Annotated in this window: 15 protein-coding genes; 3 read left to right on the top strand and 12 right to left on the bottom strand. The window is 42.5% G+C overall.

Going from position 1 to position 15091, the window contains the following annotated elements; all coding sequences use genetic code 11:
- Positions 1 to 5: 5 nt before the first annotated feature.
- Positions 6 to 1658, bottom strand: a complete 1653-nt coding sequence (gene pgi / locus VXS03_RS18960) for a glucose-6-phosphate isomerase (protein WP_080158652.1) — start codon at positions 1656 to 1658, stop codon at positions 6 to 8.
- Between the two features lie 253 nt (positions 1659 to 1911).
- Between pgi and VXS03_RS18955 the strand changes: the two genes are divergently transcribed.
- Positions 1912 to 2331, top strand: coding sequence for a secondary thiamine-phosphate synthase enzyme YjbQ (locus VXS03_RS18955; RefSeq protein WP_327765390.1), 420 nt, complete (start codon positions 1912 to 1914; stop codon positions 2329 to 2331).
- Between the two features lie 66 nt (positions 2332 to 2397).
- On the opposite strand, the gene alr is transcribed toward VXS03_RS18955, so the two are convergent.
- Positions 2398 to 3477, bottom strand: coding sequence for an alanine racemase (alr, locus tag VXS03_RS18950; RefSeq protein ID WP_327765389.1), 1080 nt, complete (start codon positions 3475 to 3477; stop codon positions 2398 to 2400).
- Positions 3478 to 3503: 26 nt separating this feature from the next.
- Complete coding sequence (locus VXS03_RS18945) at positions 3504 to 4901, bottom strand: replicative DNA helicase (RefSeq protein ID WP_080158655.1); 1398 nt, start codon at positions 4899 to 4901, stop codon at positions 3504 to 3506.
- Positions 4902 to 5125: 224 nt separating this feature from the next.
- Here VXS03_RS18945 and VXS03_RS18940 point away from each other — a divergent pair, with 224 nt between their 5' ends.
- Positions 5126 to 5884, top strand: coding sequence for a DUF481 domain-containing protein (locus VXS03_RS18940; protein ID WP_327765388.1), 759 nt, complete (start codon positions 5126 to 5128; stop codon positions 5882 to 5884).
- A gap of 75 nt (positions 5885 to 5959) precedes the next feature.
- On the opposite strand, the gene rplI is transcribed toward VXS03_RS18940, so the two are convergent.
- From rplI to nsrR, 7 genes are all read right to left on the bottom strand, one after another.
- The gene (gene rplI / locus VXS03_RS18935; protein WP_297481859.1) at positions 5960 to 6412 is read right to left on the bottom strand and encodes a 50S ribosomal protein L9; all 453 of its coding nucleotides are present in this window, start codon (positions 6410 to 6412) and stop codon (positions 5960 to 5962) included.
- 38 nt (positions 6413 to 6450) lie between these two features.
- A complete protein-coding gene (gene rpsR, locus VXS03_RS18930; RefSeq protein ID WP_005421136.1) occupies positions 6451 to 6678 on the bottom strand; it encodes a 30S ribosomal protein S18 in 228 nt (75 codons plus the stop codon).
- A 15-nt stretch (positions 6679 to 6693) separates the two neighbouring features.
- Positions 6694 to 6996, bottom strand: a complete 303-nt coding sequence (priB, locus tag VXS03_RS18925; RefSeq protein WP_036788812.1) for a primosomal replication protein N — start codon at positions 6994 to 6996, stop codon at positions 6694 to 6696.
- 9 nt (positions 6997 to 7005) lie between these two features.
- Positions 7006 to 7392 carry a 30S ribosomal protein S6 gene (gene rpsF, locus VXS03_RS18920; protein ID WP_045038396.1) on the bottom strand — a complete coding sequence of 129 codons (387 nt, stop codon included), beginning with the start codon at positions 7390 to 7392 and terminating at the stop codon, positions 7006 to 7008.
- 309 nt (positions 7393 to 7701) lie between these two features.
- On the bottom strand, positions 7702 to 8436 hold the full coding sequence (gene rlmB / locus VXS03_RS18915) for a 23S rRNA (guanosine(2251)-2'-O)-methyltransferase RlmB (protein WP_327765387.1): 735 nt from the start codon (positions 8434 to 8436) through the stop codon (positions 7702 to 7704).
- A gap of 3 nt (positions 8437 to 8439) precedes the next feature.
- A complete protein-coding gene (gene rnr / locus VXS03_RS18910) occupies positions 8440 to 11013 on the bottom strand; it encodes a ribonuclease R (protein ID WP_327765386.1) in 2574 nt (857 codons plus the stop codon).
- Positions 11014 to 11149: 136 nt separating this feature from the next.
- Complete coding sequence (nsrR, locus tag VXS03_RS18905) at positions 11150 to 11584, bottom strand: nitric oxide-sensing transcriptional repressor NsrR (RefSeq protein ID WP_327765385.1); 435 nt, start codon at positions 11582 to 11584, stop codon at positions 11150 to 11152.
- Between the two features lie 105 nt (positions 11585 to 11689).
- Here nsrR and hmpA point away from each other — a divergent pair, with 105 nt between their 5' ends.
- Positions 11690 to 12892, top strand: coding sequence for an NO-inducible flavohemoprotein (hmpA, locus tag VXS03_RS18900; protein ID WP_327765384.1), 1203 nt, complete (start codon positions 11690 to 11692; stop codon positions 12890 to 12892).
- Positions 12893 to 12982: 90 nt separating this feature from the next.
- Here hmpA and motX read toward each other — a convergent pair whose 3' ends face one another.
- Both motX and VXS03_RS18890 read right to left on the bottom strand, forming a co-directional pair.
- Complete coding sequence (motX, locus tag VXS03_RS18895) at positions 12983 to 13606, bottom strand: flagellar protein MotX (protein ID WP_442957466.1); 624 nt, start codon at positions 13604 to 13606, stop codon at positions 12983 to 12985.
- Between the two features lie 144 nt (positions 13607 to 13750).
- Entirely contained in the window at positions 13751 to 15067 is a 1317-nt protein-coding gene (locus VXS03_RS18890; RefSeq protein ID WP_327765383.1) for an adenylosuccinate synthase, read from the bottom strand.
- Positions 15068 to 15091: the final 24 nt, after the last annotated feature.

Here is a 15091-nt window from a genome sequence, read left to right as displayed (position 1 = left end):
AGGCATTATGCACGCCATTGTTTGAATGCGTTAATCAAACCATTCGTTGAGCTATCGTGACTTACAACACCTTCATTGCTGTTTAGCTCTGGTAAAATTTGGTTCGCTAGTTGCTTACCAAGTTCTACGCCCCACTGGTCAAAACTGAAGATGTTCCAAATAACACCTTGAGTAAAGATCTTATGCTCATACAATGCAATTAATGCACCTAATGTGTATGGCGTAATTTCTTTAAGCAGAATTGAGTTTGTTGGACGATTACCTTCAAACACTTTAAATTCAGCTAACTCATCGATTTCTGCTTGTGACTTACCTGCAGCAACAAATTCAGCTTCTACTGTCTCGCGGCTCTTACCAAATGCTAATGCTTCTGTTTGGGCAAAGAAGTTAGCCATTAGTTTAGGATGATGATCACCTAATGGATTATGGCTAATAGCAGGAGCAATAAAGTCACATGGAATTAACTTCGTACCTTGGTGAATAAGTTGATAGAACGCATGTTGACCATTCGTTCCTGGCTCACCCCAAATGATAGGGCCAGTTTGGTAATCCACAGGCTTGCCACCACGGTCAACATATTTACCGTTTGATTCCATGTTACCTTGTTGGAAGTAAGCAGGGAAACGGTGCATGTATTGATCATAAGGTAGAATTGCTTCAGTTTCTGCGCCATGGAAGTTGTTATACCAAATACCAATTAACGCTAGAATTACTGGTAATTTTTGCTCTAATGGCGCAGTTGCAAAATGGTTATCCATTGCATGACCACCTTCTAATAACTTAACAAAGTTATCAAAACCTACCGCCAAGCTAATAGAAAGACCAATCGCTGACCATAGTGAATAACGACCACCAACCCAATCCCAGAACTCAAACATGTTATCAGTATCGATACCAAATTCAGCCACAGATTCTGCATTAGTAGAAAGCGCTGCAAAGTGTTTTGCAACATGTGCTTTATCTTCTGCCATTGCTAAGAACCAATCACGCGCAGACAGTGCGTTAGTCATGGTCTCTTGAGTCGTAAAGGTTTTAGATGCAATTAAGAACAAGGTTGTTTCAGGATTTAAATCTTTTAGCGTTTCAACAATATGTGTCGCATCAACGTTAGAAACAAAGTGCATGTTTAGGCGTGTTTTGTACGCAGCTAATGCTTCTGACACCATGTAAGGGCCAAGATCTGAACCACCGATACCGATATTAACAACATCGGTAATTTCTTTGCCGGTGTAACCTTTCCACTCACCACTTACAATACGGTTAGTGAAGCTTTCCATCTTTGCTAATACGGCATTAACCGCAGGCATAACATCTTCGCCATCAACAATAATTGGCGTATTGCTGCGATTACGTAACGCAACATGAAGTACAGCACGATCTTCAGTACGGTTGATTTTCACACCGTTGAACATATCCGCAATGGCAGCATCAAGCTCAGTTTCTTTTGCTAATGCAAACAACTTAGTCAAAGTTTCTTCAGTGATTAGGTTCTTAGAGTAATCTAATAAAATATCAGAACCAAACTGAGCAGAAAATTTGGCAAAACGCTCGCTATCATTAGCAAATAAATCACTTAATTCAAAATCTTGAGCTTGTTCAAAATGGGCAGTCAGTGCTTGCCACGCTTTAGTTTGCGTTGGATTGATGTTCTTTAACATAGTAATGTTCCTGATTTTGTTATGTTCATCCCTCGAATCATACCGCCTTCGAAAGATCCTCGATCTATGCTATTGACCCTAAATGACTAGGTCTCTAATAATGCTTCAGCTACAACCAATTATGACGTTAACATCGTACGATCGTCATTGCGTCAGGTCACGAAAATATGATGCATCATACCTGTATTTATAAGCAAGATGATAATGGTAATCGTTAATTAAATTAAAAGGTTTCACCAATAGGTAAATAGCTATGTGGTATCAAAAAACGATTCATCTTACCCCGAGAGCGCGTGGTTTTCATCTAATAACCACCGAGATAGAACAAAATCTACCAATAATTCAATCATTGAAGGTTGGGATCGTGCATTGCTTTATTCAGCATACATCAGCCAGCTTAACCATTAATGAAAATGCAGATCCAACGGTTCGCGATGATATGGAGGCACATTTTAATCATAGCGTCCCCGAGCGCGCCCCTTTCTATCGACATACCTATGAAGGTGATGATGATATGCCTGCGCACATTAAAACCGCATTACTTGGCAACAGCATCACCATTCCCATCACTGATGGTCAACTGGCTTTAGGTATCTGGCAGGGGATCTACTTAGGTGAACACCGAGATCATGGAGGCTCACGGCGAATCGTTATTACAGTACAAGGTGAATAATAACAAATAGCAAAAAAAAGCCGCGAACTAAAATCGCGGCCATGTCTGCTTAAGTTTCACTTTTTATTATGAATAAGTCATTGCAACTCGAGGCGTTAATTTAGTCATTAACTCATACGCGATCACACCCGTATATTGAGCAACGACTTCAACCGGTAAACCTTTACCCCATAAAATAGCTTCATCGCCAACTTTATCGGTCGCATTCGGTCCTAAATCTACTGTTAGCATATCCATTGAAACGCGACCTGCAGTTGGAACGATACGCCCATTGACAACAACGGGGGTTCCATTGGGAGCACAGCGAGGATAGCCATCACCATAACCGATGGCAATAACACCCATTTTAGTATCACGTTCGCAAGTCCAAATACCACCATAACCGACTTGTTCGCCTTTTTTAACATCACGCACGGCAATTAAGCTTGAGGTTAACGTCATAACAGGTTGTAAGTTATAGTTTGACGCTGCACGCTCTAATTCATCAAATGGTGATACACCATACATAATAATGCCGGGACGAATCCATTCAAAATGACTATCAGGCCACGCGAGAATACCAGCAGATGCAGCTAATGAACGTTCACCTTGATAAGGCTTAGTCAGCGTCGAAAAACACGCAATTTGATTTACAGTAATATCACTCTCTAGATTATCAGCATTACCAAAATGACTAATAAAACGTAATGGCTTAGCAACATTATCACAGTCATTTAAGCGCTGCATAAACTCAGGTACTTGCTCTGGACGTAGTCCAAGGCGGTGCATACCAGTGTCTATTTTTACCCATACACGTACGGGTCCATCTAATTCAGCTTTTTCCAGTGCTTCCAACTGTTCAATCGAATGCACTACGGTATGAATATTATTGGTTACCAATACTGGAAGATCGGTTGGCGCATAAAAACCTTCTAATAATAGAATTGGTTTTACCACGCCACCAGCTCGCAGTATTAAGGCTTCTTCTATGCGTGCCACACCATAAGCATCAACATCGATAAGGCTTGTCGCCACATCTAGCAATCCATGTCCGTATGCATTGGCTTTAACAACCGCTAAAATTTTACTCTTTGGTGCCTGCAGGCGGATTTGACTCAGATTATGTGCCAAAGCTTGGGTATCAATATGTGCAGTTGCAGCTTTCATCCAATATCCTAAATAATTTTTAAGGCTTACTCTTCATCAAAGGCAGGACCAGCATAGTTATCAAAGCGAGAGAACTGGCCTTGGAACGTTAAACGTACGGTACCAATTGGACCATTACGTTGTTTACCTAAGATGATTTCAGCGATCCCTTTGAGGGCACTGTCTTCGTGATAAACTTCATCACGGTATATGAACATGATTAAGTCAGCATCCTGCTCGATGGCGCCAGATTCACGCAAATCAGAGTTAACAGGACGCTTATCTGCCCGTTGCTCTAACGAACGATTAAGCTGAGAGAGGGCAACAACAGGCACATTTAATTCTTTCGCTAATGCTTTAAGCGAGCGTGAGATTTCAGCAATCTCTAGAGTACGGTTTTCTTGTAGTCCCGGCACACGCATCAACTGAAGGTAGTCGATCATGATCATACTAAGACCACCATTATCACGCGCAATACGGCGCGCACGTGAACGTACTTCAGTGGGTGTTAAGCCGGAACTATCATCAATGAACATATTCTTCTTTTGCATCAGAATACCCATTGTTGATGATATACGCGCCCAATCTTCATCGTCCAATTGTCCGGTACGAATTTTGGTTTGGTCAACGCGAGATAATGATGCCAACATACGCATCATGATCTGTTCTGCTGGCATCTCTAATGAGAAAATCAGCACTGGTTTTTCTTGATCCATTGCGGCGTTTTCACATAAGTTCATCGCAAAGGTGGTTTTACCCATCGATGGACGCGCAGCAACAATAATCAAATCAGACCCCTGCAAACCTGCAGTCTTCTTATTTAAATCAGTAAAGCCTGTTGATACACCCGTTACACCATCTTGTGGTGATTGATAAAGCAGCTCGATACGTTCAAGCGTGCGCTCTAAAATAGTATCGACGTTTTGCGGGCCTTCTTTATCGTTTGTGCGTTGTTCAGCAATCGCAAAAACTTTACTTTCAGCCATATCCAGCAAATCTTCACTGGTACGTCCTTGAGGATCATAACCCGCATCGGCTATTTCGTTAGCCACACCAATCATGTCACGGATCAAGGCTCGCTCACGAACAATATCAGCATACGCTAAAATATTTGCCGCTGACGGAGTATTTTTTGCCAGTTCAGCAAGGTAAGCAAAACCGCCTACATCATCAAGTTTATCCGAACGCTCAAGATGTTCAGATAGCGTGATCAAATCAAGTGGCTGTCCACCTTCCAATAAGGCTGCGGTTGCCTCAAAAATAATCCGATGAGGACGGCTGTAAAAGTCTTTAGCAACCACTTTTTCAGCAACAGTATCCCAACGCTCATTATCCAACATCAAACCGCCTAGAACTGATTGTTCAGCTTCAAGCGAATGAGGTGGCATTTTAAGGGCGTCCATTTGATTATCTTTTAATTGTTTCGATTTACGATTATCTGTCATAACAACTGTGCATTTACCAAAACCAAGAACGGAGCTCGACAGTATAACCTATCCCCTCCGTCTGCGTAGCTATAAACGATTATGATTGATCACTTCTCAGTCTCACAATTATCCTCCTTTTTAGTTTTACGAAAAGTATGACAACGATTCCTAACCAAAAGCTGACAAATTTACGCTAGAATGCGGCATTCATATATTCAAACGACCCTGCCAGCGGAGGACTTTTGGCAAGATATATACTCACATTACTTTTGCTTGCCACTACCGCAGCTAATGCCAGTGAAGAATCAACGCCGGAAGCACCGAGTGAACCATCGCCGCTAACCAGTACCATCGGCTTAGGTTATCAATCACTCTCTGGCAACTCTGATTCCCAAACATTAAATGGTAATATTGCACTAACCTACACCAAAGGCCGCTACCAAACTAACGGTGATGCCAAGTTCATTATGGCAAAAAAAGACGGTGAAGAAGATAAACGTAAGATGTCGGTGAGCTTAAAGTCAAAACGAATGATTCGTGATGGCTACTATTTTTATGGTAATGGTAGTTATATAGATGACCGCTATGGGCCTTATTACGCAGACTCGATATTTTCAACCGGTATCGGTTATCGATTATTTAGCTATGAGACCTTTCAAACATTAGTTGATATTGGCCCGGGCTTTCGTCATCAAGACCCTAATCTTGATGAAATAAAAGATGACAGTATTGTGAAGCAAGAAGTCGTCAATGAAATGGTATTGCAAAGCACTATCGATATTCAGTGGAAACCATTAAAGACCCTCACACTTAGTGCAAAATTTAATGTTATTTCAGGGCAAAGTAATACCACCCTAGAAAGCACGCTAAATGCCACTAATGCGATCACTGATAATATCGCTTTAAACTTAGGTTACACACAGACGTCTTATTCTTGGGTACCTGAAGGTATGCAAAATTCAGATAGCACCACCACAGTGTCATTGATTTACACACTGTAAAACATAAAAAGCTAAACGACAGACATAAAAAAACCAGCCCGAAGGCTGGTTTTTTACTATTAAAGCTAAAAGCAATTACTCTGCAGCAACAACGTTTAGTTTAACAGTTGCGAATACGTCTGAGCTTAGCTGAACGCTAACTTCAAATTCGCCAGTCGTACGTAGTGCACCTTCAGGTAGACGTACTTCACTCTTAACAAGTGCAACGCCAGCTGCAGAAACTGCATCAGCGATGTCACGAGTACCGATTGAGCCGAATAGTTTACCTTCGTCACCAGCTTTAGATGCAATAACTACACCTTCAAGTACGTTAAGTGCTTCAGCACGTGCTACAGCAGCAGCATGTTGCTCAGCAACTTTAGCTTCTAGCTCTGCACGACGTGCGTCGAACATTTCAACGTTCGCTTTAGTCGCCATAACTGCCTTAGCTTGTGGGATAAGGAAGTTACGAGCATAGCCCGCTTTAACGTTAACCTGGTCGCCAAGGCCACCTAGGTTAGCGATTTTATCAAGTAGAATAACTTGCATTATCTTGTCCTCTATAAAGTTCTAAAAACGACTGCCGCTTACAGATGCTTATCTGTGTACGGTAGAAGTGCTAGGTAACGAGAACGCTTGATAGCGCGAGCTAGCTGACGCTGGTATTTAGCGCGAGTACCAGTGATACGGCTAGGTACAATCTTACCAGCTTCAGTGATGTAGTTTTTTAGAGTTGCTACGTCTTTGTAGTCAATCTCTTGTACGCCTTCTGCTGTAAAACGGCAGAATTTACGACGACGGAAGAAACGAGCCATGGGCTATCTCCTGATCTAAATTAAGTCAATGTGATCGGCATGCAAAACTAATTTCCCGATACCATTACGGCCGGTTTGGTAAGAGATAAATCCCTCCACCTTAATATTGCTTCCGACAACTAAATCTTGAGTGAGTACTTGTTGACCTTTACCACTGATTACCACGTTAATATAACAATATATTTGGCGTGGTAAATCAGCTTCCCGCTGCACAGAGCGATGCTCAAGCACAAAGTGACAATGAGGTATGCCTGCCGGGGATTGGCTTCGTTTGGGATGCTTGGCAATAGTGCCAGTCAACACCAGACGATTAGTCATTAAGACAAATTACTCAGCAGCTGCTTCGCCTTCAGATTGTGCTTCAGCACGATCTTCACGCTTAGTAAAACGCTCTTCTTTAGCCTTCATCATAGGAGATGGCTCAGTAACAGCGTGTTTAGTACGCATGATCATGTTACGGATCACTGCGTCGTTGAAGCGGAAGTTTGACTCAAGCTCGTCAACAACATCTTGCTTAGCTTCTACGTTCATAAGAACGTAATGTGCTTTGTGCAATTTGTTAATTGGATAAGCCATTTGACGGCGGCCCCAATCTTCTAGACGGTGAATTTGACCACCAGAATCTTTGATAGCAGCAGTGTAACGCTCGATCATGCCAGCAACTTGCTCGCTTTGATCAGGGTGCACCATGAATACGATTTCGTAATGACGCATAGGTTGCTCCTTACGGATTATTCAGCTTCCCTTGTCGGCTCGGTTATCCTGGGGAAGCAAGGAACTAAAAAAAAGAACCGAGAATTTGGATGACGGATAGTACAGAGAATGATCAATCTAGGCAAGCTTATTTTATCACCACTCGCCGTTTTTCAATGAAATGAACCCTAACCTCAGCAGATCACGTCTAACGCTCGGTAATCGCCCATTCCTATGCTCATTTTTCATACCACTCTATAATAAAAAACCCATCCAGTAAGTGCTGAATGGGTTTAAATAATTATGCAGTTATTCGCGCTTAATCACGCATTATCCGCGTTGGCGTACTGCTTCAAATAAACAGATACCAGTCGCTACAGATACGTTCAAACTCGATACTGAACCCGCCATTGGAATCTTAATCAAATCATCACAGGTTTCACGCGTTAAACGACGCATACCCTCACCTTCAGCGCCCATCACAATCGCCAATGGCCCTGTGAGTTTACTGTGGTAAATGTCATGAATCGCTTCACCTGCTGTACCCACAATCCATACGCCTTTATCTTGTAGCGCACGCATGGTACGAGCAAGGTTAGTAACACGCACTAACGGCATAATTTCAGCAGCACCACAAGCCACTTTACTTGCGGTCGCATTTAACTGTGCCGAGCGATCTTTAGGTACAATCACGGCTACAGCACCAGCAGCATCTGCGTTACGCAAACACGCACCAAGGTTATGAGGATCTGTCACACCATCTAAAATCAGCAGTAACGGATTTTCTTTGGTTGCTAATAAGTCTTCAAGGTTGTTTTCGTTATATTGCTTACCCGGACGTACACGCGCAATAATACCTTGATGAGAAGCACCATCAACTTTGTCGTCTAATGCTTTACGGCCCGCTTCTTGAATCGTAATACCTAAGTCTTGCAACTCAGTAATTAGCGGCAGTAAACGATCATCTTCACGTCCCTTAAGTACGAATACTTCAATAAAACGTACCGGATCAGATGCAAGCACGGCTTTAACGGCATGGATGCCAAAAATCATATCATTACTCATGGATTAACTCTTCTTTGCTGCACGTTCAGATTTACCCGCACGTTGCTTTTTCTTCTTGCGAACTTTGGGTTTCTTTTTTGGATCAGTCAGCGGCTTTTCATCCGTTAACTTACGTGGTTTTTTATTTCTTGGCTTTTTCTTTTTAGCATCTTTAGCATCAGCAGCTGGAATCGCGCCTTCTTTTAACTTTTTGCGTACAGAAGAACGCTCACGTTTATTTTTAGAACGTGATTCATCGGCTACCGCTTCGCCATTTTCAACTTTAAACGCAGGCATTCCCTGACGTTTAAGGCCTTCAGCTTTACGCATGCGTTGTTTTTTCTCTCGCCCTTTGGCGGTTTTACCCGCACCACGTTGTTTGCGCTCAGCACCAACAATATCAAAATCTAATTGACGATCATTTAAGTTAATAGCCGCCACTTTGACCTGAACCGTATCACCTAAACGATAAATAACGCCTGAGCTATCGCCTACTAAACGTTGACCCACAGGATCAAACTGGTAGTAGTCGTTAGCTAGGTTTGAGATATGCACTAAGCCATCAATGTTAAGTTCATTAAGACGGACAAAGAAACCAAAACCAGTAACGTTAGCAATCACACCTTCAAACTCATCGCCAAGGTGATCTTGCATGTACTCACACTTGAGCCAATCAGACACATCACGAGTAGCGTCATCAGCACGACGTTCAGTGGTAGAGCACTGCTCACCAATCACATCAATTTCATCAAATGAATAATGATGACCACCGGTTGGCGTATTGTTCTTAGTATTACCTGCTTGCTTAGCAATTAAGAATTTAATTGCACGGTGCAAGGTTAAGTCAGGATAACGACGAATTGGCGACGTAAAGTGAGCATATTGGCTTAGGGCTAAACCAAAGTGACCAATATTATCCGCTTGATAGATCGCTTGTTTCATAGAGCGTAACAGCATGGTTTGAATTAATTCTCGATCATTACGATCTTGAATTAAATTCGCTAATGCTGCGTAATCTTTCGGGCTTGGTTCTAAACCACCACCAAGTTCTAGACTTAGCTCGCCCAAGAAATCACGGAAACCTTGTAAACGTTCTTCACCTGGAGTGTCGTGAACACGGTATAACGCTGGCTCTTTAGCACTTTCAACAAATTGTGCTGAAGCGATATTGGCTAAAATCATACATTCTTCGATGATTTTATGTGCTTCATTACGCACTAGCGGTACGATGTTCTCGATCTTACGATCAGCATTGAAGACAAACTTCGTTTCAACGGTTTCAAATTCAATCGCACCACGTGCTTCACGAGCAACTTTCAGCGCTTTAAACATGCTGTAAAGTTCTTCAAGATGCGGCACTAAAGGTGCGTAACGTTGACGTAATTCTTCATCACCTTCCAGCATGTTACTGACTTTGGTATAAGTTAAACGCGCATGTGAATTCATCACAGCTTCGTAGTGCTTATAGCCAGTAAGCTTACCACCTTCAGAAACGGTCATCTCACACACCATACACAAGCGATCAACTTGTGGGTTGAGTGAACAAAGGCCATTTGACAGCACTTCAGGTAGCATTGGAATCACTTGGGCAGGGAAGTAAACTGAGTTACCTCGCTTTAGCGCTTCATTATCTAATGCTGATTTAGGACGCACATAATAACTTACATCAGCAATCGCAACCCATAAACGCCAACCACCATCAGGATTACGCTGACAGTGCACCGCATCATCAAAGTCACGCGCATCTTCACCATCGATAGTCACCAAGGGTAATTGACGTAAATCAACTCGGCCCAGCTTAGCTTCTTCTGGCACTTCTTCGGTAAGATGCTTGACTTGATTGTCGACTTCAGATGGCCACACATGGGGAATATCATGGGTACGTAGGGCAATCTCAATTTCCATACCCGGCGCCATGTTCTCACCTAGTACTTCAACGATACGACCGACCGCATTATGTTGGCGAGTGGCACGTTGATTGATTTCAACCACCACGACATTACCCATACGAGCACCTTGGCGAACGTCTTGCGGAATAATGATATCTTGCGCAATGCGAGAATCATCAGGCACGACATAGCCCATGCCATCTTCAAGGAAGAAACGCCCCACAATTTGAGTGGTTGATTCAGCTAGTACGCGCACCACACGGCCTTCACGACGGCCACGTTTATCTTCGCCTTCAGCTTGCGCTAAAATATAATCACCGTGGATCACGCTGCGCATTTGGTGAGCGGGTAATAATAAATCAGTATCTTTACTGAAAGTACCTTCTGGACGTAAGAAGCCAAAACCATCACGGTGGCCAATAACGTACCCTTTAATTAAATCTAAACGTTCAGGCAGTGCATAACACTGACGGCGCGTAAAAATTAATTGACCATCACGTTCCATCGCTCGTAAGCGACGACGTAGGCCTTCATACTGATCATCACCTTCAAGTTTTAACGCAGTAAATAACTGGTCGCGACTAACGGGTGTACTAAAACCACGAATCACATCAAGTAGCAATTCACGGCTTGGAATAGGATTTTCGTAATTAGATGCTTCGCGTTCGCGAAAAGGATCAACCGGTAAATCGGTAGTACCTTTAGACATAAACAGTTCCTGTTGGCCAGCCATACTTTAAGTATACCCAGCTCTTAGGTGAACAGATGGGAACAGGCAATAAATTACCTATTCCACTTAAATAATAGAGAGTAGTGTGATGCTAGACCATTATCGTTAGATGATCTTAGTGTTCTGCAGGCAATCCCAATAAGACACGTAATGGTGGATTATTATCTACCAAAGTCAATAACGTGTATTTATCTAGCTCATTTAAAAAAGCATTACGCGCATCAGCAAGGATCCCCTTTAACTGACATGCAGGAGTAATATTACAAAAATCAGGCGCACAATTGACGATTTGTAACGGTTCTATCGCCCTTACTACGTGCCCTAATACAATATTTCCCGCAGGCATTCCTAATCGAATACCACCATTTTTTCCGCGTACGGTTTCTACATAACCTAATTGGCCCAATTTATTAATAATTTTGACCATGTGGTTGCGTGACACGCCATAGGTGTCGGTTACTTTTGTGATACTTGTTAACTCACCTTCAGGCAAGCTGGCAAGGTATATCAAGGCTCGTAGGCCATAATCGGTAAAACTGGTTAACTGCACATTCACTCCTCCTGTTGCTATTTTAATCTTGTTCTTGACTAAAAGATACAGATCAGATACAACTTATAACATATATTATAAATACAACTTACAAAAGAGAAAGTCATGCTCACTCAAAAAACCATTGATATCGTAAAGTCGACCGCCCCCGTAATAGCCACTGCAGGCCCTGCCGTTACTCAACATTTCTATCAGCGGATGTTTCAACACAACCCTGAACTTAAAGATGTTTTTAATATGAGCCATCAACAAGGCCCTGATAAAAACACTCCCTCAAGCCAACAGCAAGCATTATTTAATGCTATCTGTGCTTACGCTAATAATATTGATAACTTAGCAGTACTCTTACCTGCCGTCGAAAAAATTGCTCAAAAACATACCAGTTTTTTAATTACTGCCGATCAATATCAGATCGTTGGCCATCATCTATTAACTACTATTGATGAATTATTAGCCCCCGGCCAAGAAGTATTAGACGCATGGGAAGAGGCTTACGGCGTATTAGCTAATGTTTTCATTAACCGTGAACAAGAAATTTATCAAGCAAGTGATGATAAAATTGGTGGCTGGCGTGGTACGCGTGAGTTTGTAGTAACAAGTAAACAACCTAACAGTGAGTTGATCACCAGTTTTACTTTTACACCAACAGATGGCGACCAAGTCGCAACTTACAAACCAGGACAATACCTTGGTATTTATATCAATGCACAAGAATTAGCAAACCAAGAAATTCGTCAATATAGCTTATCATCAGCGCCAAATAGCGATCATTACCGTATTTCAGTAAAACGCGAAGCGCAAGGTACGGTATCAAACTACCTTCACGATAAAATTAATGTTGGTGATAAGATCAAACTGGTAGCACCTGCGGGTGATTTTTTCTTGAATGTTAATCCACAAACCCCCGTAACGTTAATTTCAGCGGGTGTGGGTTTAACGCCAATGCTCGCCATGCTTGAAACACTGACCCAGCATCAAGCGGTGGTGAATTGGTTACATGCAACTGAAAATGGTCAACAACATGCTTATAAAGATCATGTAAAAGCGTTGGCTAATCAACATTCTCACATCGCGGCATTAACATGGTACAACGCGCCAACAAGCAACGATCGTCAAACAGAAGACTATGATCACCAAGGCTTGATCGAGCTTGATAAAATTGCTACTCAAATTTCAGATCCTGAAATGCATTTTTATTGCTGTGGTCCCGTTGGCTTTATGCAATTTATCGCTAAACAGTTAATTGAACTGGGTGTAACTAGCGATCGCATTCACTATGAATGTTTTGGACCACATAAAGTGCTGTAATATTTTTCAATAACTCTTCACACGATTACTGCGCCAAATCAAAAACAGCACCTAATACGGTGCTGTTTTTATTGTGACCAATAGCCATAATTACCAGAAAGATAAGCGTCGTTTCGCACGGGCAATAATATTGGCAGGCATCTTTTGTTCTAGTTGATGTCGTAGCCAGCGTAATTGTTGATGCTGATGTTTATCTGTGGTGACCGTTTGATATAACCATCGGTACGCGTCTTCAAAATCTAGCGGACTGCCATTATCAGCGATCAGTAATTGGGCTAATTGAATACGAGCACGAATGTTGCCAAGCGCAGCGGCTTCTCGTAAATAAGGAATAGCACGTTGTTTATCTTGCTGCAAAATAACACCTTGCGCGTAATAACGCCCTAATTGCTCTAACGCAACAGGCACCCCTTGTTGAGCGGCGGCACGCATGTAATACACTCCTTGTTCAACATCTTTTGGCACACACACACCCCATGCCAACATATCGCCATAGAGAAATTGATAGGTCGGTGATTCCGTTTGTTCAGCGCGAGCTTGAATATCTTGTACTAACTGACAATCATCAGCTTTTACTTGGCGCAAATGCTGGTTTGTCGTAAACCACACGCTAAGTTGATCTTCAGTGTAAATAGGCACCGCTTCTCCCACAACAGCAAGGGCATAAGCGGGTGTTGCTAGCCCAAGAGCAACGGTCATCAGTAAGTGTTTCATTTACATTCCTCGCACGTCGAATAGTTCTCTATCGGCAAGGTAAAACGAAACTTTAATCATGGCTGATGTCACCTAACACCAAATTTTAGCTATAAAAAAACCAGCTCGAAAGCTGGTTTTTTTGCTTAAAGCCATCGCCAGTGATTATTCACCGTATGGATGTACTTTAACGATCGTTTCGTTACGATCAGGGCCAGTCGAAATAATATCAATTGGCACACCTGTTAGCTCTTCAATACGTGCGATGTAATCAAGTGCTGTTTGTGGTAGTGCATCCAGTGTCTTAGCACCAAATGTTGTTTCGCTCCAACCAGGCATTGTTTCGTAGATTAGCTCTAGATCTTCGTACGCATCAGCAGCCATTGGAGAAACTTCTAGAATTTCACCAGACTTAGTTTTGTAACCAGTACAGATTTTTAGCTCTTCTAGACCATCTAATACGTCTAATTTAGTTAGACAGAAACCAGAGATAGAGTTGATTTGTACCGCACGGCGCATAGCGACAGCATCGAACCAACCAGTACGACGTAGGCGACCTGTTGTTGCACCAAACTCATGGCCAACAGTACCTAGGTGTTTACCGATAGGATCTTGCTTTTCTAGACCATCATATAGTTCAGTCGGGAAAGGACCAGCACCAACACGTGTACAGTACGCTTTCGCGATACCTAGGATGTAACCTAAGTGACGAGGACCAAAACCAGAACCTGCAGCAACACCACCAGCAGTTGTGTTAGAAGAGGTTACGTATGGGTAAGTACCGTGATCGATATCAAGCAGTGTACCTTGTGCACCTTCAAACATGATCTTGTCGCCACGTAGACGCGCATCATCAAGTTCTTTCGTTACATCGATAACCATTGATGTTAATAGATCAGCTTGAGAAAGTACTTTTTCTAGTACTTCTTCATAGCTTACAGGTTCAGCGTGGTAGTAGTTCTCAAGCTGGAAGTTATGGTATGCCATTACTTCTTTTAGCTTTTCAGCAAAAGCCGCTTTATCGAATAAATCACCAACGCGAAGGCCGCGACGAGCAACTTTATCTTCATAAGCAGGACCGATACCACGACCTGTAGTACCAATTGCTTTTTTACCACGAGCGGTTTCGCGCGCTTGGTCAAGAGCAATATGGTAAGGAAGAATTAGTGGACAAGCTTCTGATAGGAACAGACGCTCACGAACAGGAATACCACGTGCTTCTAGTGGACCCATCTCATTCATTAGTGCATCAGGAGAAAGTACAACACCATTACCGATGATGCATTTAACATTGTCACGTAGGATACCTGATGGGATCAGGTGAAGAACAGTTTTCTCACCGTCAATAACTAGGGTGTGACCGGCGTTGTGTCCGCCTTGGTAGCGAACTACATATTTTGCATCTTCGGTCAGCAGGTCAACAATCTTACCTTTACCTTCGTCACCCCATTGGGTGCCAAGAACGACTACATTATTTGCCATCTTTCTTCATCTATCGTAGTTAAA

It is taken from the genome of Photobacterium sp. S4TG1, from assembly GCF_036040035.1.
Lineage (GTDB): Bacteria > Pseudomonadota > Gammaproteobacteria > Enterobacterales > Vibrionaceae > Photobacterium.
Note: the sequence above shows the minus strand (reverse complement) of the source record. Positions and strands in the feature narration are given on the sequence as shown.

Coding starts and splice junctions, on each gene's coding strand:
- pgi (WP_080158652.1), bottom strand. CDS start 1,658: ATGTTAAAGAACATCAATCCAACGCAAACTAAAGCGTGGCAAGCACTG.
- VXS03_RS18955 (WP_327765390.1), top strand. CDS start 1,912: ATGTGGTATCAAAAAACGATTCATCTTACCCCGAGAGCGCGTGGTTTT.
- alr (WP_327765389.1), bottom strand. CDS start 3,477: ATGAAAGCTGCAACTGCACATATTGATACCCAAGCTTTGGCACATAAT.
- VXS03_RS18945 (WP_080158655.1), bottom strand. CDS start 4,901: ATGACAGATAATCGTAAATCGAAACAATTAAAAGATAATCAAATGGAC.
- rplI (WP_297481859.1), bottom strand. CDS start 6,412: ATGCAAGTTATTCTACTTGATAAAATCGCTAACCTAGGTGGCCTTGGC.
- rpsR (WP_005421136.1), bottom strand. CDS start 6,678: ATGGCTCGTTTCTTCCGTCGTCGTAAATTCTGCCGTTTTACAGCAGAA.
- priB (WP_036788812.1), bottom strand. CDS start 6,996: ATGACTAATCGTCTGGTGTTGACTGGCACTATTGCCAAGCATCCCAAA.
- rpsF (WP_045038396.1), bottom strand. CDS start 7,392: ATGCGTCATTACGAAATCGTATTCATGGTGCACCCTGATCAAAGCGAG.
- rlmB (WP_327765387.1), bottom strand. CDS start 8,436: ATGAGTAATGATATGATTTTTGGCATCCATGCCGTTAAAGCCGTGCTT.
- rnr (WP_327765386.1), bottom strand. CDS start 11,013: ATGTCTAAAGGTACTACCGATTTACCGGTTGATCCTTTTCGCGAACGC.
- hmpA (WP_327765384.1), top strand. CDS start 11,690: ATGCTCACTCAAAAAACCATTGATATCGTAAAGTCGACCGCCCCCGTA.
- motX (WP_442957466.1), bottom strand. CDS start 13,606: ATGAAACACTTACTGATGACCGTTGCTCTTGGGCTAGCAACACCCGCT.
- VXS03_RS18890 (WP_327765383.1), bottom strand. CDS start 15,067: ATGGCAAATAATGTAGTCGTTCTTGGCACCCAATGGGGTGACGAAGGT.